The 22,542-nt window shown below is 74.1% G+C and carries 25 protein-coding genes; 11 read left to right on the forward strand and 14 right to left on the reverse strand.

Annotation, left to right across the window (positions count from 1 at the left end):
• Nucleotides 1-35 precede the first annotated feature (35 nt).
• The 3 genes from ACIG3E_RS24460 to ACIG3E_RS24470 all read right to left on the reverse strand — a co-directional run bounded on the left by ACIG3E_RS24460 (nt 36) and on the right by ACIG3E_RS24470 (nt 4,448).
• Nucleotides 36-1,385 (reverse strand): serine hydrolase domain-containing protein, encoded by a 1,350-nt coding sequence (locus ACIG3E_RS24460; RefSeq protein ID WP_399620175.1) that lies wholly within the window; start codon nt 1,383-1,385, stop codon nt 36-38.
• An 85-nt stretch (nt 1,386-1,470) separates the two neighbouring features.
• A complete protein-coding gene (locus ACIG3E_RS24465) occupies nt 1,471-2,691 on the reverse strand; it encodes a cytochrome P450 (protein WP_399620178.1) in 1,221 nt (406 codons plus the stop codon).
• A gap of 1,115 nt (nt 2,692-3,806) precedes the next feature.
• Nucleotides 3,807-4,448, reverse strand: coding sequence for an RNA polymerase sigma factor (locus tag ACIG3E_RS24470; RefSeq protein WP_399620181.1), 642 nt, complete (start codon nt 4,446-4,448; stop codon nt 3,807-3,809).
• Nucleotides 4,449-4,652: 204 nt separating this feature from the next.
• Between ACIG3E_RS24470 and ACIG3E_RS24475 the strand changes: the two genes are divergently transcribed.
• Nucleotides 4,653-5,615, forward strand: a complete 963-nt coding sequence (locus ACIG3E_RS24475) for a MerR family transcriptional regulator (protein WP_399620638.1) — start codon at nt 4,653-4,655, stop codon at nt 5,613-5,615.
• 77 nt (nt 5,616-5,692) lie between these two features.
• Here ACIG3E_RS24475 and ACIG3E_RS24480 read toward each other — a convergent pair whose 3' ends face one another.
• Nucleotides 5,693-6,352 (reverse strand): fasciclin domain-containing protein, encoded by a 660-nt coding sequence (locus ACIG3E_RS24480; RefSeq protein ID WP_399620184.1) that lies wholly within the window; start codon nt 6,350-6,352, stop codon nt 5,693-5,695.
• A 233-nt stretch (nt 6,353-6,585) separates the two neighbouring features.
• Here ACIG3E_RS24480 and ACIG3E_RS24485 point away from each other — a divergent pair, with 233 nt between their 5' ends.
• On the forward strand, nt 6,586-8,175 hold the full coding sequence (locus ACIG3E_RS24485) for a molybdopterin-dependent oxidoreductase (protein ID WP_399620188.1): 1,590 nt from the start codon (nt 6,586-6,588) through the stop codon (nt 8,173-8,175).
• Nucleotides 8,176-8,190: 15 nt separating this feature from the next.
• Here ACIG3E_RS24485 and ACIG3E_RS24490 read toward each other — a convergent pair whose 3' ends face one another.
• Both ACIG3E_RS24490 and ACIG3E_RS24495 read right to left on the reverse strand, forming a co-directional pair.
• Complete coding sequence (locus ACIG3E_RS24490) at nt 8,191-8,946, reverse strand: anti-sigma factor domain-containing protein (RefSeq protein WP_399620191.1); 756 nt, start codon at nt 8,944-8,946, stop codon at nt 8,191-8,193.
• The gene (locus ACIG3E_RS24495) at nt 8,943-9,527 is read right to left on the reverse strand and encodes a sigma-70 family RNA polymerase sigma factor (protein WP_399620194.1); all 585 of its coding nucleotides are present in this window, start codon (nt 9,525-9,527) and stop codon (nt 8,943-8,945) included. The genes ACIG3E_RS24490 and ACIG3E_RS24495 overlap by 4 nt, the downstream gene beginning before the upstream one ends.
• Nucleotides 9,528-9,788: 261 nt before the next feature.
• Here ACIG3E_RS24495 and ACIG3E_RS24500 point away from each other — a divergent pair, with 261 nt between their 5' ends.
• Nucleotides 9,789-11,375 (forward strand): SDR family oxidoreductase, encoded by a 1,587-nt coding sequence (locus ACIG3E_RS24500; protein WP_399620197.1) that lies wholly within the window; start codon nt 9,789-9,791, stop codon nt 11,373-11,375.
• Between the two features lie 5 nt (nt 11,376-11,380).
• Nucleotides 11,381-12,757 (forward strand): cryptochrome/photolyase family protein, encoded by a 1,377-nt coding sequence (locus tag ACIG3E_RS24505; protein ID WP_399620200.1) that lies wholly within the window; start codon nt 11,381-11,383, stop codon nt 12,755-12,757.
• 51 nt (nt 12,758-12,808) lie between these two features.
• Here the strand turns inward: ACIG3E_RS24505 and ACIG3E_RS24510 are convergent, their stop codons facing one another.
• Genes ACIG3E_RS24510 through ACIG3E_RS24525 form a run of 4 tightly spaced genes read right to left on the reverse strand, consistent with a single transcriptional unit; the run spans nt 12,809 to nt 15,156 of the window.
• Nucleotides 12,809-13,444 (reverse strand): hypothetical protein, encoded by a 636-nt coding sequence (locus ACIG3E_RS24510; protein ID WP_399620203.1) that lies wholly within the window; start codon nt 13,442-13,444, stop codon nt 12,809-12,811.
• Nucleotides 13,441-14,409: a DUF6286 domain-containing protein gene (locus tag ACIG3E_RS24515; RefSeq protein WP_399620205.1), complete on the reverse strand. Its 969-nt coding sequence runs from the start codon at nt 14,407-14,409 to the stop codon at nt 13,441-13,443. The genes ACIG3E_RS24510 and ACIG3E_RS24515 overlap by 4 nt, the downstream gene beginning before the upstream one ends.
• Entirely contained in the window at nt 14,406-14,591 is a 186-nt protein-coding gene (locus tag ACIG3E_RS24520) for a hypothetical protein (RefSeq protein WP_399620208.1), read from the reverse strand. Before ACIG3E_RS24520 ends, ACIG3E_RS24515 begins: the two co-directional genes overlap by 4 nt.
• Nucleotides 14,592-14,643: 52 nt before the next feature.
• Entirely contained in the window at nt 14,644-15,156 is a 513-nt protein-coding gene (locus ACIG3E_RS24525) for an Asp23/Gls24 family envelope stress response protein (protein WP_399620211.1), read from the reverse strand.
• 181 nt (nt 15,157-15,337) lie between these two features.
• On the opposite strand from ACIG3E_RS24525, the gene ACIG3E_RS24530 reads away from it, so the two are divergent.
• The 4 genes from ACIG3E_RS24530 to ACIG3E_RS24545 are packed head-to-tail and all read left to right on the forward strand — an operon-like array spanning nt 15,338 to nt 17,290.
• Nucleotides 15,338-15,925 (forward strand): RNA polymerase sigma factor, encoded by a 588-nt coding sequence (locus ACIG3E_RS24530; protein ID WP_399620214.1) that lies wholly within the window; start codon nt 15,338-15,340, stop codon nt 15,923-15,925.
• Nucleotides 15,916-16,626: a hypothetical protein gene (locus ACIG3E_RS24535; RefSeq protein ID WP_399620217.1), complete on the forward strand. Its 711-nt coding sequence runs from the start codon at nt 15,916-15,918 to the stop codon at nt 16,624-16,626. The genes ACIG3E_RS24530 and ACIG3E_RS24535 overlap by 10 nt, the downstream gene beginning before the upstream one ends.
• Nucleotides 16,620-16,991 carry an Asp23/Gls24 family envelope stress response protein gene (locus ACIG3E_RS24540; RefSeq protein ID WP_399620220.1) on the forward strand — a complete coding sequence of 124 codons (372 nt, stop codon included), beginning with the start codon at nt 16,620-16,622 and terminating at the stop codon, nt 16,989-16,991. The genes ACIG3E_RS24535 and ACIG3E_RS24540 overlap by 7 nt, the downstream gene beginning before the upstream one ends.
• A complete protein-coding gene (locus ACIG3E_RS24545; protein WP_399620223.1) occupies nt 16,988-17,290 on the forward strand; it encodes a hypothetical protein in 303 nt (100 codons plus the stop codon). The genes ACIG3E_RS24540 and ACIG3E_RS24545 overlap by 4 nt, the downstream gene beginning before the upstream one ends.
• A 1-nt stretch (nt 17,291) precedes the next feature.
• Here the strand turns inward: ACIG3E_RS24545 and ACIG3E_RS24550 are convergent, their stop codons facing one another.
• Nucleotides 17,292-17,957 carry a LysE family translocator gene (locus ACIG3E_RS24550; RefSeq protein ID WP_399620225.1) on the reverse strand — a complete coding sequence of 222 codons (666 nt, stop codon included), beginning with the start codon at nt 17,955-17,957 and terminating at the stop codon, nt 17,292-17,294.
• Nucleotides 17,958-18,025: 68 nt separating this feature from the next.
• A complete protein-coding gene (locus ACIG3E_RS24555; protein ID WP_399620228.1) occupies nt 18,026-18,379 on the reverse strand; it encodes a helix-turn-helix transcriptional regulator in 354 nt (117 codons plus the stop codon).
• A 135-nt stretch (nt 18,380-18,514) separates the two neighbouring features.
• On the opposite strand from ACIG3E_RS24555, the gene ACIG3E_RS24560 reads away from it, so the two are divergent.
• Entirely contained in the window at nt 18,515-19,243 is a 729-nt protein-coding gene (locus tag ACIG3E_RS24560; protein WP_399620231.1) for an anti-sigma factor antagonist, read from the forward strand.
• A 49-nt stretch (nt 19,244-19,292) separates the two neighbouring features.
• Here ACIG3E_RS24560 and ACIG3E_RS24565 read toward each other — a convergent pair whose 3' ends face one another.
• Entirely contained in the window at nt 19,293-20,057 is a 765-nt protein-coding gene (locus tag ACIG3E_RS24565) for a GNAT family N-acetyltransferase (RefSeq protein WP_399620234.1), read from the reverse strand.
• 330 nt (nt 20,058-20,387) lie between these two features.
• On the opposite strand from ACIG3E_RS24565, the gene ACIG3E_RS24570 reads away from it, so the two are divergent.
• The gene (locus ACIG3E_RS24570) at nt 20,388-20,732 is read left to right on the forward strand and encodes a hypothetical protein (RefSeq protein WP_399620237.1); all 345 of its coding nucleotides are present in this window, start codon (nt 20,388-20,390) and stop codon (nt 20,730-20,732) included.
• A complete protein-coding gene (locus tag ACIG3E_RS24575) occupies nt 20,729-21,064 on the forward strand; it encodes a hypothetical protein (protein WP_399620239.1) in 336 nt (111 codons plus the stop codon). The genes ACIG3E_RS24570 and ACIG3E_RS24575 overlap by 4 nt, the downstream gene beginning before the upstream one ends.
• Here the strand turns inward: ACIG3E_RS24575 and ACIG3E_RS24580 are convergent.
• Nucleotides 21,051-22,277 carry a hypothetical protein gene (locus ACIG3E_RS24580; protein ID WP_399620242.1) on the reverse strand — a complete coding sequence of 409 codons (1,227 nt, stop codon included), beginning with the start codon at nt 22,275-22,277 and terminating at the stop codon, nt 21,051-21,053. The genes ACIG3E_RS24575 and ACIG3E_RS24580 overlap by 14 nt on opposite strands.
• Between the last annotated feature and the right edge of the window lie 265 nt (nt 22,278-22,542).

The following is a 22,542-nucleotide window of genomic DNA, read 5'->3' on the forward strand; positions in this document are numbered from 1 at the left end:
GGGCCGGGGCGTGCGCACGCCGGAGCTGGGTGTGCTCAGGAGGTGCGGGTGCGGCGGGCGGTGCGGCCCGAGATCTGCACGCGGTCGACGGTGCCGGTGGCGGCGTCGCGGTGGAAGCGTCCGCCGGGCTCGCGGCGACCGGTGGCCGGGTCGACCAGGTCGCACGTCAGGTCGGCGTAGCAGACCAGGGGCAGCGGGAGGTCGCCGTCCACGGACAGCGCTGGGGAGCCGTCGACGTCGAGGGTGATCCGGTATTCGAGGGCGCCGTTGCGGTAGGTGCCGACGCACTCGGGGAGGGCGATGGGTTCGCCCCGCCGTGCGGGTGCCGGAGCGGTCGGCACGCGTACACCGGTGAGCCGGGTGAGGTCGTCGGCGAGGTCCTGCCACAGGGCGGTGGCGCCGCCGGCGTTGCCGGTGAAGGCGACGACCACGCCGCTGTCGGGCTCGGCCCGCAGATGGCAGGAGGTGCCCTGGGCGTTCCCGTCGTGGCCGCACCACCAGCGGCCGTCCTCCTTGAACAGCGCGACGCCCAGGCCCCAGGCGTCCGCGAGGACCCCCGGGTCGGCGCCAGGTACGGGGGTCCGCATGAGCGCCGCGACGGCGGGCGGCAGCACGGCGGACCGGCCTATCAGGGTTCTCCCGAGGGCCGCCAGGTCGAGGGCGCTGGCCAGCAGGGCGCCTGCCGGTGCCTCGACGGGGGCGAGGTTCTGCCGGGCCGGGCGCGGCTGTCCGGTCGCGGTGTTCAGCGCGTGGCCGACGGCGGCCGTGCGGGCGGGGGCGGGATCGCCGAGGTAGGCGGCCGTGGTGCCGAGGGGCTCCAGGAGCAGGGCCCGGACGGCCTCCTTCCAGGTCATGCCGGTGACGGACTCGATGATCCGTCCGGCGGCGATGTAACCGGCGTTGGAGTACGAGAATCCGGCCCCGGGCGCGAACAGCGTGTCCCGGGCGGCGCAGGCCTCCGCCAGGTAGCGCGAGACGGTCGTCCCGGCGGCGGTGTCCGAGTCGGGCCCGGTGGGCAACCCGGCGGTGTGGCTGAGCAGGTGACGTATCGTTACCTCAGGTAACGCGCGTAGCTCGGGTATGAACGAGGCCGCGGGGTCGTCGGGCTCCAGATCGCCGTCGTCGGCGAGGAGCATCACGGCGGCGGCTGTGTAGACCTTGGTGACGGACCCCAGGGGCACGGCCGTGTCGGCGGTGAACGGAGTGCCGGTGGAGGCGTCGGTGGTGCCGGTGTGCACGCTGACCACGTCCGTCCCGGTGTCCACGGTCAGGTGGGCACCGGGGACCCGGTGGGTGCGCGCGAGCACGTCGAGACGGTCCTGCAGGGCTTCGCGTAAGCGGGACGGCGACCGCTCGATGATCGTGGCGGCGGTGGTGTACGGCATGACGAGGTGGCTCCCGTTAACAGTGGCTCAGGGCGGGTGGCGCGACGGCCGGCGGGCTCCGGGCCGGACGTGAGGGCGCGGGTGCTTACGGTCTGACGACGTCGACCGGCAGGTGGCGGACGCCGACGAGGACGGCCGGGTTCTGGTACGTGACGTCGCGGTAGGAGGAGACGGAGAGGTCGCGGAAGCGGTCGAGCAGCATCCGCAGCGCGATGCGGGCCTCCAGGCGGGCCAGGGGCGCGCCGAAGCAGAAGTGGATGCCGTGGCCGAAGGTCAGATGGGGATTCGGGCTGCGGGTCACGTCCAGGACGTCCGGCTTGGTGAAGCGGTCGGGGTCGCGGTTGGCGGCGCCCAGGTGGGCCATCACCAGGGTGTTGGTGGGCAGTTCGTGACCGCCGAGGACCACGGGGCGGGTGACGCGGCGGCCCAGTTCGGGGAAGGGCGGCAGCCAGCGCAGCACTTCCTCGATGGCGTCGGGCAGCCGGGCGGGGTCGGCGCGCAGGGCGGTGAGCGTGCCGGGGTTGCGGTCGAAGGCGACCAGGGCGTTGCCCAGGAGGGCGGTGGTGGTGATGTGTCCGGCCACGAGGAGCAGGGCGACGAACCCGACCATCTCCTGGTCCTCCAGGCGGACTCCGTCGACCTCGGCGGCGATGAGCTTGCTGATGAGGTCGTCGCCGGGCTCGGCGCGACGGCGGCGGATGTGGTCCAGGACGTAGCCGTTCATCTCGCGCACGGTCGGGGCGATGGCTTCGAGGGCGCGCTCCAGGTCGGCCATGTCGGGCGACTCACCGAGCTGGTCGCCGCCGAAGAGGGTGGCCGCCCACTCCTGGAACAGCGGGTGGTCCTCGGTGGGGATGCCGAGGAGTTCGGCGATCACGATGATGGGCAGGGGGTAGGCCAGCGCGTCGACCATGTCGATGCGGTCGCGGTCGGCCACGGCGTCGAGCAGACGGGCGCACACGGCTTCGATGCGCGGTTCGAGCCCGTGCACCACGCGCGGGGTGAACGCCTGGCTCACCAGGGTGCGGAACTTGCGGTGCTCGGGCGGGTCCATGCCGACGAAGTTGCCCTGCCTGAAGGCTTCGAAGTCCTCCTGGGAGGGGGCGATCGGGGTCATGTCCGAGGAGTACGTCGCCGAGTCGGCGAGCACGGCGGCAACCCCTTCGTGGTTTACGACGTGCCACACTCCCTGCGCCTCGTCGTGGCGGACCGGGCCGGCCTCGCGCAGGGATCGCCACTGTTCGGTCAGCGCGTCGAACAGTAAGTGGTCCTGTGCCGAGGAGCTGTTGGTCGAATTGCTGGTCACTTCTCTCCCTTGGGTGGGGGGATGCGGAGGCACGACGAAAGCAGGGGGTGGGGCGGTCGCTCGGGCTGAGTCGACTCCGGCACACGGGGCGGGGCCGCCGTGGCCGTGCGCGGGCCGCACGTCACCGCGCGCGCCGAAGGACCCCACGCGGTGAACGCGGTGTGCGGGCAGGCCGATGGAGCGTCCGTCACGGAGGGCGGGCAGGCCCTAGCGGCGGGCGGCGGTGTCCTCACCGACCCGCACGCCTGCTCTCCGCCGTCACCGGGGCCGCTTGGCCTGGCTCAACACGTCCGCCCCTTCGCACTTCGGCTTTCCGTCCGCCCTTCGGCGAAGGGCGGCACCTCGTGTGCGAACCAAGCCGACATCACTCATCCCCCAGTGAAACGATCCTCGCGGCTTTTGCGCGAGATTTCCCCTTGCTCGTACGAATCGGTGGCCCGGGCCCGCGAAGACGGACTCCCAGCTGCGGACGACAACATACGCACATCCCATAGATGCGGTCCTGTGCTGTGCACCACGCATATTCAGAGCACCCTCGCCACAGTCTTCACGGTGGGTCACTCGATAGCAACCCCCAGAAGTTGAACGAAGGGTGCTTCCGCCGTCTGTTTTGCGTAACCGTCGAGTAGCTTTCGAACGGTGTCGTTCGAGCCTCAACAATCCAGTACGGACCGCCGCCACGCGTGTGCCCCGCCGCCCCATGGCCAAACACCCAACCACAGAAATCGCCGCCTTCCGTCCACCCGCATCTGGCCAGTAATGCCTTCGACCAGGCACAGCAGCCGGGCTCCGGCCATGAACGACTACCGGGATGGAAGATGCTGACCGAATTCGCACCCCCGTTGCCCACTTACCCTCCATCCCACGACATGGACCGATCAGGGATGTCCAGTCCCCAGACGGCCCACCGGGCCAGGGCACGGGTGTGGCCGAATTCCATAGGGGGCGCACAGGGGCGCACGGTCACGCATTGTGCGCGGGCTCACGCTTCCGGCAGAAGCTTCTCCTCTTCTTCACTCCTGCGGAATTCTCTCCGCTTAACGGCGAATGTCGGGTTGACGGCCAATGCCTTGGCCAATGCTTGGGATATGCACGCGACAGTGGCTGACCTGTTCTCAGTGATCGCTACCGCGTCCCTCCAGGTTTCCGTCATCGCCCTCCTGCCGTGCTTCGACGGCGCCGCTCTCCCGCAGGCGGCGGCGCAGTTGTTCCAGGCCCCGGCGCGCGTGGCTCTTCACCGTGCCGAGCGGCCAGCCGGTGACCACGGCGATCTGCGGCTGGGTGAGGTCGTCGTAGAAGGCGAGCCTGAGCACGCGCCGTTGGGCGGGTGACAGACGGCTCACCTCGTGGCTGATCAGCACGCGGTCGAGCACGGCCTCCGGGAAGTCGGCGCGCCGGTCCGTGGGCGCGGGAGGCATCGTCGCCACGAGCGTGACGAGGTCCGCCCGGCGGGAGCGGGCCGCGAGGGCGTCGGCGATCTTGTGGCGGGTGATGCCGACGAGCCATCCGGGGAACGTGCCTCTGCCGACCGTGTAGGTGGCGCGCGCCCGCCAGGCGGCGAGGAACACCTGCTGGGTGACGTCCTCGGCCTCGCGCGCGTCGCCCAGCGCCCGCCGCGCCCGGGCGTAGGCCAGGGGTCCCCAGCGGTGGAAGGCGGCGGCGAGGGCGTCCTCCTCGCCGGACACGAAGCCGCGGGCGATGTCCTCGTCGCGCAGCTGCCCCTCGGCCGTCCGTCGGGCGATGGGGGTGGAGGGCATGACTGCGGCTCCTTACGCAGAGGGCTGGACCGGCGCGGCGCACGGCCGGGCCGCCCGGGGCACGGTCCACCCGAAGGGGTGCGACCGGACTCCCATCGTCCGCAGGCCTCGCCGAACGGAGCAACATGCGTCGTTTGTGCGTCGTATGGTGGCCGCGTGGTCGACGAACAGCGGGAGGACCGGGACGGGGACGACGGTGCCGCCATGACGACGGGGGCCCTCGCACGGCACCTCGGCGTCTCGCCGACCACCCTGCGTTCCTGGGACCGGCGTTACGGCCTGGGCCCCGCCGTGCGCGCGGACGGCAGGCACCGCAGATGGAGCCGCCGGGACGTCGCGATGGTCGAGGACATGTGCCGCCTCACCGCCACGGGTGTACCACCGGCGGAGGCGGCCCGCATCGCCCAGGAACGCGGATCGGCCGAGCGGACGGGTGGGGCGGCCACGGCCGCCCCGGTCGCCGGGGGCGGACCGCCGCTCGGGGACGTGCGGCAGGAGTCCAGGGGCCTGGCCCGCGCGGCGGTGCGGCTCGACGCGCCGGAGGTGCAGAGCCGACTCAACGCCCTGGTCACCGGGCACGGCCTGAGCGTCACCTGGGACGAGGTCATGGTGCCGACCCTGCGGGCCGTGGGCCGCAAGTGGGCGTCGTCCGGGGACCGTTACGTGGAGGTCGAGCACCTGCTGTCGTGGCACATCTCGACCACGCTCCGCAGTGTTCCGCTGCTCGTCCCGGCGGGGCCGCCCGTCGACGCCGCCCCGGTGCTGCTGGCCTGCGTACCGGACGAGCAGCACACCCTGCCGCTGGAGGCGCTGCACGCCGCCCTGGGGGAACGGGGCGTGCCCACGCGCATCCTCGGCGCCGCCGTACCCGTGGAGGCGCTGCTCGCGTCGGTGCGCCGCGTCGGGCCGGTCGCCGTGGTGCTGTGGTCGCAGGCGCGCTCCACGGCCAGCGTCCCGCTCGCCCAGCACCTCACCGCCATGGAGTGGGGCGTGAAAGGGGCGCGGCGCAGCCCGGTGGTCCTGACCGCGGGCCCCGGCTGGGCGGGCAGGGCCGTGCCGGGGCTCGTGCGCTGTCACGGCCTGGTGGACGCGACGTCGACGCTGAGCGCCCTGTACGGCGACCTCCTGGACCCAGCGGCTCCGGGAGACCCCGCGGCCGGCGGCTGACCACCGCCCCGGCCGCGGGGTCACCGTGCCCGGCCGCGGGGGTCACCGTGCGTGCCGCCCGCACGCTCCCCACTTCTTCACTTCTTCGGCATCAGAACGGTGTCGATGATGTACACGTTCGCGTTGGCGGTCCTCACGTTGCCGCACACGACGTCGGCGGAGCCGTTGACCTTGTACGCCCCGCCCGACCCCGAGGTGCGGATCGTGCCCTTCTCCAGGGTCGGGAAGGAGCCGTCCGCGAGGTCCGCGGGGGCGAGCCGCTTCCCCACGACGTGGTAGGTCAGGATGCTGGTCAGCTGTGCCTTGTCGTTGAGGACCTTGTCCAGGTCCTCCTTGGGGATCTTCGCGAACGCGTCGTTGGTGGGCGCGAAGACCGTGATGTCCTTCGCGTTGTTGAGCGTGTCGCCGAGTCCGGCCTTCTTGACCGCGGTGACCAGGGTCGACAGGGCCGGGTTGTGCGAGGCGGCCGTGGCGACCGGGTCCTCGGCCATGCCGTCGAAGCTGCCCGCGCCGTCCTTGGGAACCGAGGCGCACGCGGGGCCGAACGGCTCGTCCGCGCTCTTCGTGCCCTCGGCGGAGGCGTCCTTGCTCGCGTCGTCCCGCGCGGCGGTGGACTTCTTGTCGGCGGCGCTGTCCTTGCCGCCGCCGTCGTCCGAGCAGGCGGAGAGGGACAGCGGCAGAACGGCCGCCGCGCTCAGGGCCAGGGCGACACGGCGGATGCGGAAGGTGCTGCTCATCATCTGCTCCTCGATGGCGGACCTGCGGAAGCGGAACCTCTGGTGAGCTCCGCACGCCTGTGATTCGAAGCTGCGGCCCTTCCGGCTTGGCGATTCACCCGAGGAGATCAACGCGCTCCGGATCCGTGCAGGTCAGCGAGGAGCCGTCGCCGGGATTCGGAGGGCGCGGCGCGGTGTACTCCGTCCGAGGAACGGCACCAATCCGTCCCCGGGAGCGGCTACGGATGTCCCGTATGAGCGATGAACTGGGAACCTCTGGGCGCCGATCGGCCCTCGGGCGGGTCACCTTGGGGGCGTTGAGCGGACTCCTGTCGGGCTACACGGCCCTGGCCGTGGCCGAGCTGGTGTCGGCCGCCGTGCGCCGCGAGGCCGGGCCGGTGGTCGCTGTCGGCGGTGCGGCCATCGACCGGACCCCGGCGTCCCTCAAGACGTGGGCGATCCGCTCCTTCGGCGCGAACGACAAGCTCGTCCTGCAGCTGGGCATCCTCGGCGTCCTGGCCCTGTTCGCCCTCGTCCTGGGGGCCTTGGCCGCCCGGTACCGGCGGGTCGGCTCCGCGGGCGTCCTCCTCTTCGGAGCCGTCGGGGCGCTCGCCGCGACTAGCCGTCCGGACTCCGTGGGCGCACAGGACGCGCTGCCTTCCGTCGTGGGCGCCGTGGTCGGCGCGGCGCTGCTGTACTGGCTCGCCGGACGGCTTCGGCCCGCGCCGCGCGCCGCCGGGCCCGGGGGCCCCGGCTGGGACCGTCGCCGGTTCGTCGTCGCCGCCGCGGCCGCGGCCGCCGCGTCCACCGGCGCCGGGCTGCTGGGCCGTTCGCTGCACGGTGCGGGCGCCGAGCGGGCGGTGAAGGCCCGCGACCGCGTCACCCTGCCGCCGCCGTCCTCGCCCGCCGCCCCGGTGCCTCGGGGAGCGGCGCTGCGCGTGCCGGGCATCAGCCCGTTCACCACGCTCAACGCGGACTTCTACCGGGTGGACACCGCCCTGGTCGTCCCCAAGATCGTGCCGTCGTCCTGGAGCCTGCGCATCCACGGCAAGGGCGTCACCCGCGAACGTCAGCTCTCCTACGACGACTTGCTGCGCATGCCCCTCATCGAGCGCGACATCACCCTCACCTGTGTGTCGAACGAGGTCGGCGGCCCCTACGCGGGGACCGCGCGCTGGATCGGCGTGCCGCTGGCGGAACTCCTCGCCCGGTGCGGCGTCGAGCCGCCGTCCCGGGGCGGGCCCGCCGACCAGTTGGTCGCCCGCTCGGTCGACGGCATGACCCTCGGCACGCCCGTGGAAGACGTGCTGGACGGCCGCGACGCGCTGCTCGCGCTCGGCATGAACGGCGAACCGCTGCCCTTCGCCCACGGCTTTCCGGTCCGCATGGTCGTGCCCGGCCTCTACGGGTACGTGTCCGCCTGCAAGTGGATCGAGGACATCGAACTCACCACCTTCGACGCCTACGACACGTACTGGGTCAAGCGGGACTGGGCTCGGCGGGCCCCCGTCAAGACCCAGTCCCGCATCGACACCCCCCGGCCCTTCGCCCGCCCCGAGCCCGGCACGGTCATGATCGCCGGTGTGGCGTGGGCCCAGCACCGCGGCATCGACAAGGTCGAGGTCCGCGTCGATGACGGCCCCTGGCGCCGGGCCGACCTCGCCGCGGAGGACACCCGGGACACCTGGCGCCAGTGGTCCCTCCCCTGGCGGGCGACGTCCGGCAGCCACACCCTGACCGTGCGCGCCACCGACCGCACCGGCACCCGGCAGACGGAGCAGCGCACCCGCACCGTCCCCGACGGCGCGAGCGGCTGGCACTCCGTGCTCGTCACCGTCCGCTGACACCTGCCGAGGCGCTCAGGCGGGGAAGTCCACCAGAGCCACGGGCGCTGAGGTCGGCTCGGGCGAACCGCCCGCGGGCTCCACCGTGATGCCCATGCCAGTGGCCCCGCCGACCGGGCCCGTCAGCAGGACCGCCGCGGTCGTGCGGTCGGGGTCCATGAGCCCGGCGGGGCGCATGGAGCCCTGGTCGTCGAACCACAGCTGGTAGACCTTGCCGCGCGGCGGCCTCGCCATGCCGGACGCCAGGAGCGCGGCCCGGTCGCGGCTGCTGGAGACGACCACCGTCGCCCGCGCCCCGCCGGGGAGCTTCCCGGTGCGCGCCCGCGCGTCGGGCGCGGCCAGCAGGGCGGCCAGGTCCTCGGACCGCGCCTGGGCCCGGCGGGCCGTCTCGCGCGCCTCGTCGGCCTGCCGGTGCTGCCAGACGGCGGTGCCGCCAAGACCGGCGGCCGCGGCGACGCAGGCGGCCAGGGCCCATCGGGACGCGCGGCGGGCCCGGTGCCACGCGGTACCGGACTGCGGTACCGGCCGTGGCGGCGGCGCTTCCTGGCGGACCGTGGCGAGGCGCCGCAGCACCTCGTCCTTCAGCGCGCGGCGGGGGGCGACAGCCGCGGCGAGGCCGAGCCGCGCCGCGGCGGCCGTCAGTTCCCGCACCTCCTGGGCGCAGGACGGGCACCGGACCAGGTGCTCCTCGAACGCGCGGCGCTCGTCGTCGTCCAGGGCGTCGGTGGCGTAGGCGCCGGTGAGCGTGTGCGGATCCGCGCCGATGGTCATGCGCTCGCTCCCAGGCAGTCGCGCAGCCGGATGAGTCCGTCGCGCAGGCGGGTCTTGACGGTGCCCAGGGGCAGCGAGAGGAGTTCGGCGACCTGGCGGTAGGTCAGGCCGCGGTAGTAGGCGAGCGTCACAGACTGCCGTTGGACCTCGGTGAGCGTGCGCAGGCACCGGCGGACCTGCTCGCGCTCGAGGCGGGTCTCGACCTGCTCGCTGACCTCGTCGTACTCCGGGGCGTGCGCGAGCAGCGCCGCCTTGTGCTCGCGGGCGGTGGCGGCCTCCACGGAGCGGACGCGGTCGACCGCGCGGCGGTGCGCGAGGGTCAGGACCCAGTTCATGGCCGTGCCCCGGTCCTGCCGGTAGCGCGGCGCGGTGCGCCACACCTCCACCAGGACCTCCTGGGTGACTTCCTCGGACTGGGCGTGGTCGCGCAGCACGCTGCGCACCACCCCGAGGACGGCGGCGGCCACCGCGTCGTACAGGGACGAGAACGCCTGCTGGTCGCCGCGGGCCACCCGGGCCATCAGCTCCTGGAGGTCGGGCCCCGGCGCCGCCCGGGACCCGATGTGCACGACTTCCTTCACTCGATGGCCTCCCGGAGAGCGGTGGATGTTATTCCGTATTCCGGAGCCGACGGCCTGATGGATTGGCCTGACGCACGATTTTTCGCGGCACCGCCCGACCTGCCCCGGGCCCCGCCCGGCCGTGGCGCACGCGGGTGGCGCTCCTGTCACTCGCGCAGGCCCCCGTGCCGGGCGCATCCGTCCGGCACGTTCGCACCGTAGAAGGAGTGACGGACGCTACGGCGACGACGGATGACGAGCAGGCGAGCGGCGGGAGCCACGATGAGTGACGACGACACCACCCCGGCCGGGCGGCGGGCCGGTGGTGGGCGCACGTGCCTGGTGACCGGGGCGAGCGGCTACATCGGGGGCCGACTGGTCCCGGAGCTCCTCGACGCGGGCCACCGGGTGCGCTGTCTGGCCCGCACCCCGGAGAAGCTGCGGGACCACCCGTGGGCCGGGCGGGCGGAGGTGGTCCGGGGAGACGTCACGGATCCCGCGTCGGTCGCGCGCGCCCTGAGCGGCGTGGACGTCGCCTACTACCTGGTGCACTCCCTCGGCACCGGGCGGGATTTCGAGGAGACAGACCGGCGGGCGGCCCGCGTGTTCGGGGAGCAGGCCCGCCGGGCCGGTGTCGGCCGGATCGTCTACCTGGGCGGCCTCACCCCCGACACGGTGCCCGAGCGGGAGCTGTCACCGCATCTGCGCTCCCGTGCGGAGGTCGGCCGCGTCCTGCTCGACTCGGGGGTGCCGACGGCCGTGCTGCGCGCCGCAGTGATCATCGGCTCCGGCTCCGCCAGCTTCGAGATGCTGCGCTACCTCTCCGAACGGCTGCCGGTGATGGTCACCCCGCGCTGGGTGCGCACCCGGATCCAGCCGATCGCCGTGCGCGACGTCCTGCGTCTCCTGGTCGGCTGCGCGGGGCTGCCCCCGGACGTGAACCGCGCCTTCGACGTGGGCGGCCCCGAGGTCCTCACGTACCTCGACATGATGCGCCGTTACGCCGCCGTCGCCGGTCTCCCCCGGCGGCTGATCCTGCCCGTCCCCGTCCTCACCCCCGGTCTGTCCAGCCACTGGGTGGGCCTGGTGACACCGGTGCCGACCCGGATCGCCCGCCCGTTGACGGAGTCCCTGCGGTACGAGGTGGTGTGCGGCGAGAACGACATCGCGCGGTACGTGCCCGCTCCGCCGGGCTCCCCCCTCGGTTTCGACCGTGCCGTCGCCCTCGCCCTGCACCGCGTCCGCGAGGCCGAGGTCGCCACCCGCTGGTCGTCGGCCGCCGTGCCCGGCGCGCCCAGCGACCCGCTGCCCACCGACCCCGACTGGGCGGGCGGCAGCCTCTACACCGACGTACGCGAACGGGCGACCGAGGTCGCGCCGGAGGCGCTGTGGGACGTCGTCGAGGGCATCGGCGGGGAGAACGGCTGGTACTCCTTCCCGCTCGCGTGGGCGGTGCGCGGCTGGCTCGACCGGCTGGTCGGCGGCGTCGGCCTGCGCCGGGGCCGACGCGACGCGCACCGGCTCAGGGCGGGCGACTCGCTGGACTTCTGGCGGGTGGAGGAGATCGAGCGCGGCCGACTCCTCCGGCTGCGCGCCGAGATGCGCCTGCCGGGCCTCGCCTGGCTGGAGATGCGGGTGGACGACGACGGGGCCGGGGGCGTGCGCTACCGACAGCGGGCCCTGTTCCACCCGCACGGCCTCCTTGGGCAGCTGTACTGGTGGAGCGTCTCGCCCTTCCACGCGGTGGTTTTCGGCGGCATGGCCCGCAACATCGTCCGCGCGGCCGAGCGGGCGGATCCCCCGGCGTCCGGGGGCGCGGCTCTCCCGGCATCCGGGCGCGCGGTTTCCCCGCCCACCGAAAGAAGCTGACACTCATGCACGTCTCGGTCGTCCTGTTCACCTCCGACCTGCGCCTGGCCGACCATCCACCGCTGCGGGCGGCCCTCGACACGGCGGACGCCGTGGTGCCGCTCTTCGTCCGGGACAGCGCCGTGGAGGCGACCGGGTTCGCGGCGCCCAACCGCGCCGCGTTCCTCGACGGCTGCCTGGCCGATCTGGACTCCGCGCTGCGCGACCGGGGCGGGCGGCTCGTGGTGCGCTCCGGCGAACTGGTGGAGCAGGTGTGCCGGGTGGTGACCGAGGCGGACGCCGACGAGGTGCACCTGTCGGCGGGGCACACCCGGTTCGCCACGCGGCGCGAGGAGCGGCTGCGCTCGGCCCTGGAGGCCGCGGGCCGTCGGCTCTTCGTGCACGACGCGGTCACCGTCGCCGTGCCGCCGGGCACGGTGACCCCCGCCGCGTCCGATCACTTCGCCGTGTTCACCCCGTACTACCGGCAGTGGGCGCGGGTGCCGCTGCGGCCGGTCGTCGGCGCCCCGCGCCGAGTGCCCGTACCCGATGAGGTGGGGGGTGAGAAGGTGGGCGCGCGCGACGCGAGTTCCGAGGTGTCACCGGCGCTGCCACCCGCCGGGGAGAGCGAGGCCCGCAGGCGGGTGAGCGCGTACTGGCGCCGCGGTCTGGACGCTTACGACGACATCCGCGACGACCTGGCGGCCGACGCCACCTCGCGCTTCTCGCCCCATCTGCACTTCGGCACCTTGTCCCCGGTGGAGCTCGTGCGGCGCGCGCACCGCCACGGCGGTCCGGGCGCGGAGGCCTTCGTCCGGCAGCTGGCCTGGCGCGACTTCCACCGCCAGGTCCTCGCCGCCCGGCCGGACGCCGCCCACGCCGACTACCGCACCCAGCACGACCGCTGGCGCACGGAGCGCACCGCCGCCGACGACATCGCGGCCTGGCGCGAGGGCCGTACGGGCTACCCGCTCATCGACGCGGCGATGCGGCAACTGCGCCACGAGGGCTGGATGCACAACCGGGCGCGGCTGCTCACCGCGAGCTTCCTGACCAAGACCCTCTACGTCGACTGGCGGGTGGGCGCCGAGCACTTCCTGCACTGGCTGGTGGACGGCGACGTGCCCAACAACCAGCTCAACTGGCAGTGGATGGCGGGCACCGGCACCGACACCCGCCCCCACCGGGTCCTCAACCCGGTCACCCAGGCCAAGAAGTACGACCCCGACGGCACGTACGTACGGCGCTGGGTGCCGGAACTCTCCGGTGTCGAGGCCCCGTCGGTGCACGAGCCGTGGAAGCTGCCAGGGCCGGACCGCGCGGCCCTCGACTACCCCGACCCGATCGTCGAGCTCTCGTACGGGCTCGACCGCTTCCGACAGGCGCGCGGCAAGCAGCCGTAGCGGCCGCGCACACCTCCCGGCCCGTCGCCCGCCCGGTGAACGGCGCCGCGGTCACCGCAGGCGGCGCGGGGCGTGGGCCCGGACCTCGAAGTGGATCTCGGCGTGGAGCGTCCGGGGCGCCGTGGCCGCCCGTGCCTCGGCGAGGGCGTCGCGGGTGAGCCGCTGGAGGACGGCCTGCGGTGCGACGCCCGGCGCGAGCGTCACGGTGACGTGGGCCCGCAGGTGCCGCGGGCGGCCGAGGAGGCGCACCCGGGCCCGGTCGACGCCGGGCGTGGACCGGGCCCGGTCGGAGACCGCCGTCGCGAGGGCCGTCCCGGAGAGGGTGATGTCACCGTGCCACGCGTGCCCCAGGTCTCCGAGGGGCAGGTGCCGCGCGGGCCCCGGGTCCCCGAGGGGCAGGTGCCGCAGTCGGCCCGTCCGCACTTCGTACGCCGTCCAGGCCGCCGTCGCGAGCACCCCGAGCGCGAGCGCGGCGATCACGGCTGCGGCCCACCAGCCGTGTGCCCGCCACCGGTCCAGGGCCGCCCCGTCCAGCCAGACCCGGTCGGGGTCCAGGCGGGGCAGGGCTTCGGGCAGCCGCCGTCGCACGGCGTCGGTCGTCGAGGCGAGGGCCGCGCCGCCGAGCACGGCCAGGGCCCCGGTCACCAGGAGAACCGTCCTGTTGGCGGCGGAGCGCAGGCCGCTCATTCCGGCGCCCCGCCGCCGCCCGGCCCCGGCCGCAGGCGCACGCGCAGCCGTGGAGGCCGGGCGAGGCCGCACCCGGCCAGGGCGTCCTCCGCCGCGCGCGTCACCGCTTCCACGGCACTGCGCCGGTCACCGAAGGCCAGCTCCGCGCGCACCCGGACCCGACGGCGGCCGACCCGCACCCGGACCCGGGCGACCCCGGGCAGCGCGGCGACGGAATCCCGCACCAGCACGGCCACCGCGCCCCGAGGGAGGTCGGCGCGCGTGTACGCGTCGGGCGGCGTCATCGGCAGGCTCGCCCGGCGGCCCGGGGTCAGGGCCAGCACGACCATCCACAGGCCGAGCAGGATGGTCCCGGCCGCCGCGATGCCGGTGACCGTGCCGCCGTCGGGCCCGTGCGCCGACAGCCACGCGACCAGGCGGACCCGCCACGCGGCGGGGGCGCGCCCGGCCGCGTGCACGGCCACCACGTCGTACAGGAGCACCGCGCACCCGGACGCGACCGCCAGGGCGCCAAGGGCGACCGGCAGGCGGCGCGGGGACCAGGGCCGCCGGGCCCGGCGGCCCGCGGGGTGCGGGCCGGGCTCGGCCAGGGTCACGGGTGGGGCTCCCTGCGGGCCGCCCGGCTCCTCGGGGCCCCGCTCGGGCCGGTCCAAGGCCCGTACGCGCACGCTGACGGGCGGCACGGCCAGGCCCGTGAGTTCGGCGGTGCGCGCGGTGACGTGGTGCTGCACCGCCAGGGCCGAGGCGTCGAGGCCGCCCGGGTAGGGCAGCGCCACGGTGATGCCGACGCGGACGTTCGCGCCCCGCACGGCCGCCGACCCGCCGTCGGCGCGGACGCCGCCGGGCAGCGGTGTCTCCGTCGCGGCGCGCTGCGCGACACGGCGGACCGCGCGGGCGGCGACGGTCGTCGTGCCGCGCGACGCGGCGGGCGTACGGGACGCCGACCGGCGCGGCGGCGCGGTCACCGGCGCTCCGAGCCGCGACCGGTGAGGAACTCGCGCAGACCGACGCCGTCGTCCACGAGCCGCCCCACCACGAAGCCCACCGCGCCGAGCGCGGCCACCAGCAGGAAGGCGCCGAAGCCGCCGAACCAGCCGGCGAACCCCAGGGCCATGCCCACGATCAAACCCACCAGGGCTGTCCTCACGCTTCACCTCATGTCAGGGGCAGGACGTCACGGCCGACGGGGGCGCGGACCCTCACTCCACGCGGGCCGGGCCGTTGTCGGCGCTGTCGTCCTCGGGCAGGTGCACGTCGTTGACGGCGACGTTGACCTCGACGACCTCCAGGCCGGTGATGCGCTCCACGGCGGCGATGACGTTCTCGCGGACGTCGTGGGCGACGTCGGTGATCGGCACGCCGTACTCGACGACGACGTCCAGGTCGATGGCGGTCTGCCGCTCGCCGACCTCCACCTTCACGCCGCGCCCCACGTTCGAGCGGCCGCCGGGGACGCGGTCGCGCACGGCGCCGATGGCGCGGGACAGGCCGCCGCCCATGTCGTACACGCCGGGGATCTCACGGGTGGCCATGCCCGCGATCTTGACCACGACCACGTCGGCGATGGACGTCTTGCCGCGCGTGGCGGCCGGTTCGTCGGCTCCGGTGCGGCCGGTGAGGGTGGTGACGCCCGGCGCGTCCTGCCGGGGGCCGCCGGTGTGCTCCGCGGTCTGGGGCGTGTTCGCCTTCGCGGACAGCTCTTGTGTCGCCATGGGGGCCCTCTCCTCGTCTCGCGGTGTCCGTAGGTGCCTTCCTTCTGCTCTGACCCGTGTGCCCAGCCGGTTGTTACGCATCCGCGCGCACTTCTTCGACCGAATAGGAATCGGTCAGGGTCGCGTAACATCCGCGCCCCCGGCCGGGTCGTAGGGAGAGGACCACCAGAGAGGAGCCAGCGTGCCCGGGGACGAGGACGGGACACCGTGGGAGGCCGACCCTTCCGCCCGGCACGACGACGCGTTGCTCGCGGTGCGTGCGGCGGAAGGGGACGAGGAGGCCTTCGAGGCGCTCGTCCTGCGCCACGGACCCCGGCTGCTGCAGCTGGCCACCCGGCTGCTCGGCAGCCCGACGGAAGCGGAGGACGCCGTGCAGGAATCGTTCGTGAGCGCCTGGCGCAAGCTGCCCGAATTCCGCCGCGACGCCCGCTTCGGCACCTGGATGCACCGCATCGTCACCCATCGGTGTCTCAATCTGCTCCGCGCCCGGCCGCGCGTCGCGGGCCTCGACGACGTGCCCGAGCCCGCCGCGCCCGAGCACCAGGTCTCGCCCCCGCGGGCCGTGGAGGGCATCGCCGCCGTCGAGGACCTGAGGAAGGCCATGGAGGGCCTGTCGGTGGAGCAGCGCGTGTGCTGGGTCCTGCGCGAGCTCGACGACATGCCGTACGAGTCCGTGGCCGAGACGGTCGGCATCACGACGGGAGCGGCCCGCGCCCGGGTCTTCCGGGCGCGCCGCCACTTGATGGAGACGATGGCGGCATGGCGGTGAACGAGCACGGCGCGCCCGGACCGGGCGACGAGACACCGGTCCCGTACGAGGGTGACGGGCTTGGGCCCTCATGCGACGGGGACGGGCCGCGGCCCTCGTACGACGGCACGCGGGACGACGGGGCGGCGCCCGAGGACGAACGGCTGCCCTGCGGACGCCGGTTGGCCGCCGTGTGGGAGGCCGGGGAGGCGGGCGAGCCGGATCCGCACATCGTGGACTGCCCATACTGCCTCCCGGCTCTCGACGGCTTCTACGAGTTGCAGGACGTGGTGTGGCGGGCCCGCGACGCGCAGCGCTCCGCGTGGCCCACGGACGCCTCGGCGCTCAGCGCGCGGATCATGGACGTGGTCCGCCTCGAACTGCGGCCCGGCCGCACGCTCCCCCTGGGCGAGGCGGACGAGGACGCGTGGATCGTCGAGGCGGCGGCCGCGCGCACCTTCCGCGCGGCCGCCGAGACACTGCCGGGCGTGCGGGCGGGCAGCTGCCGCGTGGCCCCGGCGGGGCCCGGCGGGGCGGCGCGCGCACCGGTGACCGTGCGCATCGAGGTCCAGACCGCACCGACCTGGGACCTTCCGGACGTCGCTGACCGCGTACGGCACCGGATCGCCGAGGCGGCCGCGGACGCCCTGGGCCTGCGCGTGGCGGCTGTCGACGTGGTCATCACCGATCTGCTCGACGGGAACGGAGACGACGCATGGTGACCCGGGCACACGACGAACGGCGACTCGTCGAGGCCGTCGCCGCGGCGGTGGGCGAGGTCCCCGGGGTGGCCTTCCTGCGGCCGGGCCTCGCGGCACGCCTGCGCGGCACCGCGGCGTCCGCGCGCCGCGTCAACGGCGCGCCGACGGCGTCGACTTCGGGCATCCGCGTCCGCGGCGCGAGCGGCACGCCAGGCGCCCGCGACGCCGACGGGCTCGCCCTGGAGGTGTTCGTGGTGGTACACCGGGGCCACCGTGCCGTCGACGTGACCCGCGCGGTCCGCGAGGCGGTGACGCGGACGGCGCGCGCCTCGCCGTCGGCGCCGGTCCCGGTCCGCATGACGGTGACGGTCAGCGGCATCGTGTGACGACGTCCAGGGGCGGACCATGGGCCGTACGCCCGTTCATAGCGGCGGCATTGCAGGACGGCGAGGCCCACGTCATCCGCAACGCGGGCGGCGTGGTCACCGATGACGCCTTCGCACGGCAGCTGGAGGAGGAGACCGGGGTCCGCCCGCCCTGGGCCGCCGAGGCGTTCCCCGACCTGGAGGACGACGTACGCCGGTCCGTGCGGCGCATCACCTCCAGCCCGTTCGTCCCGCACACCGACTCCGTCCGCGGCTACGTCTTCGACGTCGCCACGGGCCGCCTGGCCGAGGTCAAGTAGGTCAGCGTCGCTCACCGGCCAGCCACCCGGCGAGCCCCAGCATCGCGACCCCGGTGCACGCGTCCAGCGCTCGCCGGGTCCGCCGGGTGATGCCCAGGCTCTTCAACCGCCCGCCCAGGACGGCGTAGCCGCACGCGCAGAGGAACTCCACGGCGATGTACGCGGCGCCGAGGAGCAGCAGGGGCACCGCCGCCCCTTCGGCGCCGTTGCCCAGGAACTGGGGCAGGAACACGGCGAACAGAAGGAGTGCCTTCGGGTTGGAGGCCGCGACGGCGAACTCCTGCCGGGCGAGCCGTCGGCCCGTGCGCCCACCGCCGCCCTCGGCGGGAGGGACCTCACGCTCCGGGTACGGAGTGGGGCTCGCGCCTCGCTGTCGGCGCGCCGCCGTGAGCACCGTGCGCCCGCCGAGCCAGACGAGACAGACCACGCCGCACCACTTGATGACGTCGAAGGCCACCGCGGAACCGGTCAGCACGGCTCCGAGGCCGGTGGCGACGGCGACGACCATCAGCGCGAACGCGCTGAAGCGGCCCGCGAGCGCGCCCACGGCGGGACGCGGACCGTGCCGCAGTCCGTTGCGCAGGGCCAGCAGTTGATTCGCCCCGGGGGTGGCGGCGAGCAGCAGCGCGGCGGGGAAGAAGGAAGCCCACTGGATACCGGAGACCATGCGACTCCGTGTACCCCGCGGGCGCGTGGGGCTTCACTCGTGCCACGGCGAACTCCCGGCCGTGGCGTTCAGCCGTCGCGCGCGGGGGCGGCCTGGTCGGCGTGCGGTGCGGCCGCGTGCGGGGTGTCGACCCGGGCGAGCATGCCCAGCAGGGAGGCCACGGTGAGCCCCGCCTCGGCGGGGTGCCGCAGGATCATTCCCGGCTCGATCTGGTACGCGTTGGTGCGCCCCTGGCGGGTGTGGGACAGATAACCGCTGTGCTCCAGGTCGGAGATGATCTTCTGCACGGCGCGTTCCGTGAGTCTGCAGTGAGCAGCGATGTCCCGGACCCGCGCGTTCTGGTTGTCGGCAATGACTGCGAGTACCCGCGCGTGGTTGGTGATGAACGTCCATCCCGTGTGCGGTTCCGGTGCTCCACCCATGGGCAGATCGTACGCCAGCCAGTTCCGGCAAGAAAATACGTGAACCGTATTTCGTGTATCCGTTGACGTGGATCCGCTGGGCGGCGAACCTGGTGGCGGCAGATACACAGGTGCTCCACCCCAGGGGAGAAGACCATGCCGCAGGCGGCGCAGTCAGGAACCGGGCAGGCCGACAGCCGCGCGGCGCTCGCCGACCCGCGCGGCCCGGCACCACGGTCCGAGCTGACGGTCCACCTCCGCCCCGAGGGCGACCGCCTCGTGGTCGCCGTCCACGGCGACCTCGACCTCGACACGGACCAGGAGCTGCGCCGCGAGCTGCGCTCGGCCCTCACCCGCTCCGTCCGGGGCGTCGACGTGGACCTCAGCGGCGTCGCGTTCTGCGACTGCTCCGGGCTCAACACCCTGCTGACCCTGCGTCAGCAGGCCCTGGACGAGGCGAAGACGGTGGCGATCCGCGCGCTCAGCCCGGCCGTGGAGCGGGTCTTCGCGCTCACCGACGCCCTGCCCCTGTTCACGCCGGAGGCCGACGCCGAAGCGGGTGACTCGTCCACCACCGACGGCTCGGACGACTCCGAGAACGGCCTGCGCGTCAAGGTCGTACAGCTGCGGCGCGCGATGCAGACCCGGGGCCCCATCGACACGGCCCGCGGCATCCTGATGGCCGTCTTCGCCCTCGGCGAGGAGGAGGCGTGGGACGTCCTGGTCATGACCTCGCAGAACACCAACGTCAAGCTGTACTTGCTGGCTCAGCGGGTGGTGGGATCCATCAAGGGCGCCCCGCTGCCGGACGCCGTCCAGGCCCAGCTGTCCGCCGCCGTCACCCACGTCACGGCCGTGACGGGCCGGGCCGAGCGCGGCGAGTGAACCGCCGCGTCCGGCACGGCGACGGGCCGAGGTCGCGCGCCCCGCGGGCTTACGCGGCGCCGACGATGCGCGCCGAGACGCAGAGGTCCTCGTCGCGATAGCCGAGCCGGTCGTACAGCCGCCGCGCGGGGACGTTGTCGGCGATCTGCCACAGGGTGCAGAAGCCGTGCTCGCGCACCGCGTACCTGGTCAGCCAGGCGGTGAGCGCGGCACCCAGGCCCTGGCCGCGCTGGGCCGCGTCGGTGGCGACCGACGCCATCAGCGGCGCCCCGCTGTCGCGCAGGCTGCTCAGGGCGCCGCAGGCGACGAGCCGCCCGTCGGCGTCGCGGATCCCCGCCCAGAGGCTGACGTCGGCGGATCCGGGGCCCGTGGAGTGGCCCGGGCTGTGTGCGCGGAGGAAGGCGGCCAGCTCCTCGTGGTGCTCCGCGCCGAGCTCGACCACGCGCTCCTCGTTGCGCGTCACGGGCGGCTCCACGAGCGTCCAGCGGAAGACCCACTCCACCACGTCGGAGAGCTCGCGGCGCTCCCCCACCAGCGCGTCGCTGCCGCGCGGCCCGGTGAACTCCCGTACGGCACCAGGCAGTTCACGCTCGGCGTGCAGCACGAGTTCCGCGGCCACCGCCGCGTCGCCGACGCTCCACACGTGTCCGCGCCCGGCGTCCAGCCAGGCGACCGCGCCGTCGCCGGACCAGCCGGTCCGGTCGTCCTGGCGGCGCCGGGCGGCGCCGAAGCGCAGCAGGGCGGCGCCGGACCGGCGCTCCAGGCCCTGGTCGAACAGGTCGGCGGTCCGGGAGACAAGGGTCGTAGCCTGCATCGTTCTCTGCCAAGGAAGGGGGTACGGGTACACGGGAACGTCAGGCGCGCGGCCGACAGGACGGCCACTGTGACATACGGGCCCCGGGGTGGGGCAAATCGGCTCTGACGTGGCCATATGTGAGATCGCCCGCATCGGAACGGTGCACGGGTGACCCCGCCGGACCCACCCTCGCTCGACCGTGCGTTCCCTCCGCCGAATGGTGTGCGAACCGCCCTACCCACACGGGTGATAACGGGAGTCGGCCCTTCAAAAGACCTTGAAATCAGCGGACTCTCGCGGACATAGGGCCTTTCGTACGGACGAAGGCTCAGAAAGGGGGAACACACCATGGACACCACGAGGCGTACCGGGCGACGTGCCGCGAAGGCCGTCGCGGCCGTCGGCAGTGCACTCGCACTCGTCACCGGCCTCTCCGCCCAGGCGCAGGCGGCCAACGGCACGCTGAGCTTCCGTGACGCGAGCGGGATCGACCACGCGAGAGACAACCCGACCAACGGCGTCTGCTACAGCTTCACGGCGGAAGCGGTCAGCGTCGCCAACCTCACCGACACCGACGGCAGGCTCTTCACCGGCAGCCTCTGCGAGGAGAACACCTTCCTCATCCCCATCCACGCGGGATCGTCCCTGGTCTTCGGTGCGACGAAGCCCCGCAGCGCCAAGCTGGGAGCGTGACGGCCATGGACGCCAGCCTGCGCCGCGCGGGCCGGGCGGTCCTCGCCCCGGCCCTGTCCTTCGCGCTCCTCGCCGGTTTCCCCGGTGAATCCCTCGCGGCCGTCGGGGTCCTGAAGTACACGGACGCACAGGGCGTGGAGCACCGCAAGGAGAATCCGCCGGACGGGATCTGCGCCTACTTCGAGTCCCCGGCGGTGAACGTCACCAACGGCACGGGGACGGACGCCGCGCTGTACCGGGACCAGGAATGCACCGACTTCCTGATCTACATCTTCAAGGGGACACGCCTTGAGTTCGGCGGCGACCGGCCGCAGGGCATCAGGTTCGGCTGACCGCATCGACGGAGCCACCGGTCTCGGTGAGCCGCGCCAGGCGCTGTCGCACGTCCTCGCGGGCGCCGTCGCCGCCGGTGACCCGGGTCCGCAGGCTGAGCAGTTCGGTGCCCAGCTCGCGGATCCGGCCGGTGTCGGTGACCCGGTGCCAGGCCTGGTGGGCGCGGTCCACGGCCTCAGCGACGGCCGGGTGGCTCTCCGGCTGCTCGGCCATCAGGCGGGTCACGGCGCCGCGCATCCACAGCTCACAGGCCCGGTCGAAGGCGCCCTCGGCGAAGGCCAGGAAGGCGCGGACCTCGATCCAGTGCGCCACCTCGGGCGAGGTCGCGCCGTGGCCGCGCAGGGCGTTCTGCTCGCACGCGGCGGCGATGGCGGCGGCCTCGGCGTGCCGCCCGGCCCGGCTCGCCTCGCTGATGGCTCGGTGCGGATCCGCGACGGCCAGGGCCGCGGCGGGCGGCGCGGGGGCGACCGCCATGACGGGCGCGGCAGGCGCGACCGGCGCCGCCCCGGGCGCGGGGACACCGAGCGGGGGCCGCGGCGCCGTGCCTGCCGGAGCGATGCCTCCCAGCCAAAGAGTGGTGGCGGCGTCGACCTCGGGAGCGGCCGCCTCCACGGCCTGCTCGTGCAGTACGGGCGCGGGAGGCGTGGCCGGAACCGTGCGCAGGATGTGCGCGAAGGCCCGCGTGTAGGCGGGGGCGGGCCGATGGTGACGGTCCTCCCACTGCACGGCTCCGTACAGGGCGTAAGGGCCGTCGAGCACCTGCTCACGGCGGACGAGCGCCTGCCAGACGGCGGTGTCGGCGGCCAGGTCGGCGACCACGGTCGTCGTGCCCGGCGGCCGGTGCCGCAGCTCGGCCGTGAGCCAGTGCCACGGCAGGGCCGTGTAGCGGACCGTACGTGCCGTGGTGCGGGCCAGCGCCAGGTGGAGCAAGTGCTGGCGGGTGTCGACGACCAGGTGCCCGGCGACGTGGACGAGCAGGTGCCCCTCGGCGGCCGCGGCCGTCCGCAGACACGTCAGCACGGTCTGGGGATCCTCGGGATTGGCCAACTGGACCGCGCTCGCCTGCCGGGTGCCGACGAGCCGCGCCGGCGGCAGAGCGGCGAGGGACGGCAACTGGGCGGTGACGGCGAACGGGTGGCGCACCGGTGGCTCGGCGGCAATCAGCAAGGCGTAACCGGGCAGGTCGTAGTCGGTGCTCGTGCTGTTCGCCATGCCCAGCACCGTATCTGGCCAGCCAGTCGGCGCCAGAGCCTTTCGTACGACTCCCCCGCCGCGAGCACGCCACTTGTCTCCTTCCAGGCCGAATGGTCCAGAACGCGGCGGGCTCGGCACCGGAGACACTCGGCCAAATCCGAAACCCGGGACGCATGGTCGGCGCTCGCTCGGGCACACTGATGGCCGGGCCCGCCGTGCTCCCCCGTCGCGGCGGGCCCACCTCTCGGCCCGGCCCTCCTGCGGGCAGCACGGCCGTCGGCCT

It is taken from the genome of Streptomyces sp. NPDC053474 (genome assembly GCF_044544845.1).
Taxonomy (GTDB): Bacteria; Actinomycetota; Actinomycetes; order Streptomycetales; family Streptomycetaceae; genus Streptomyces.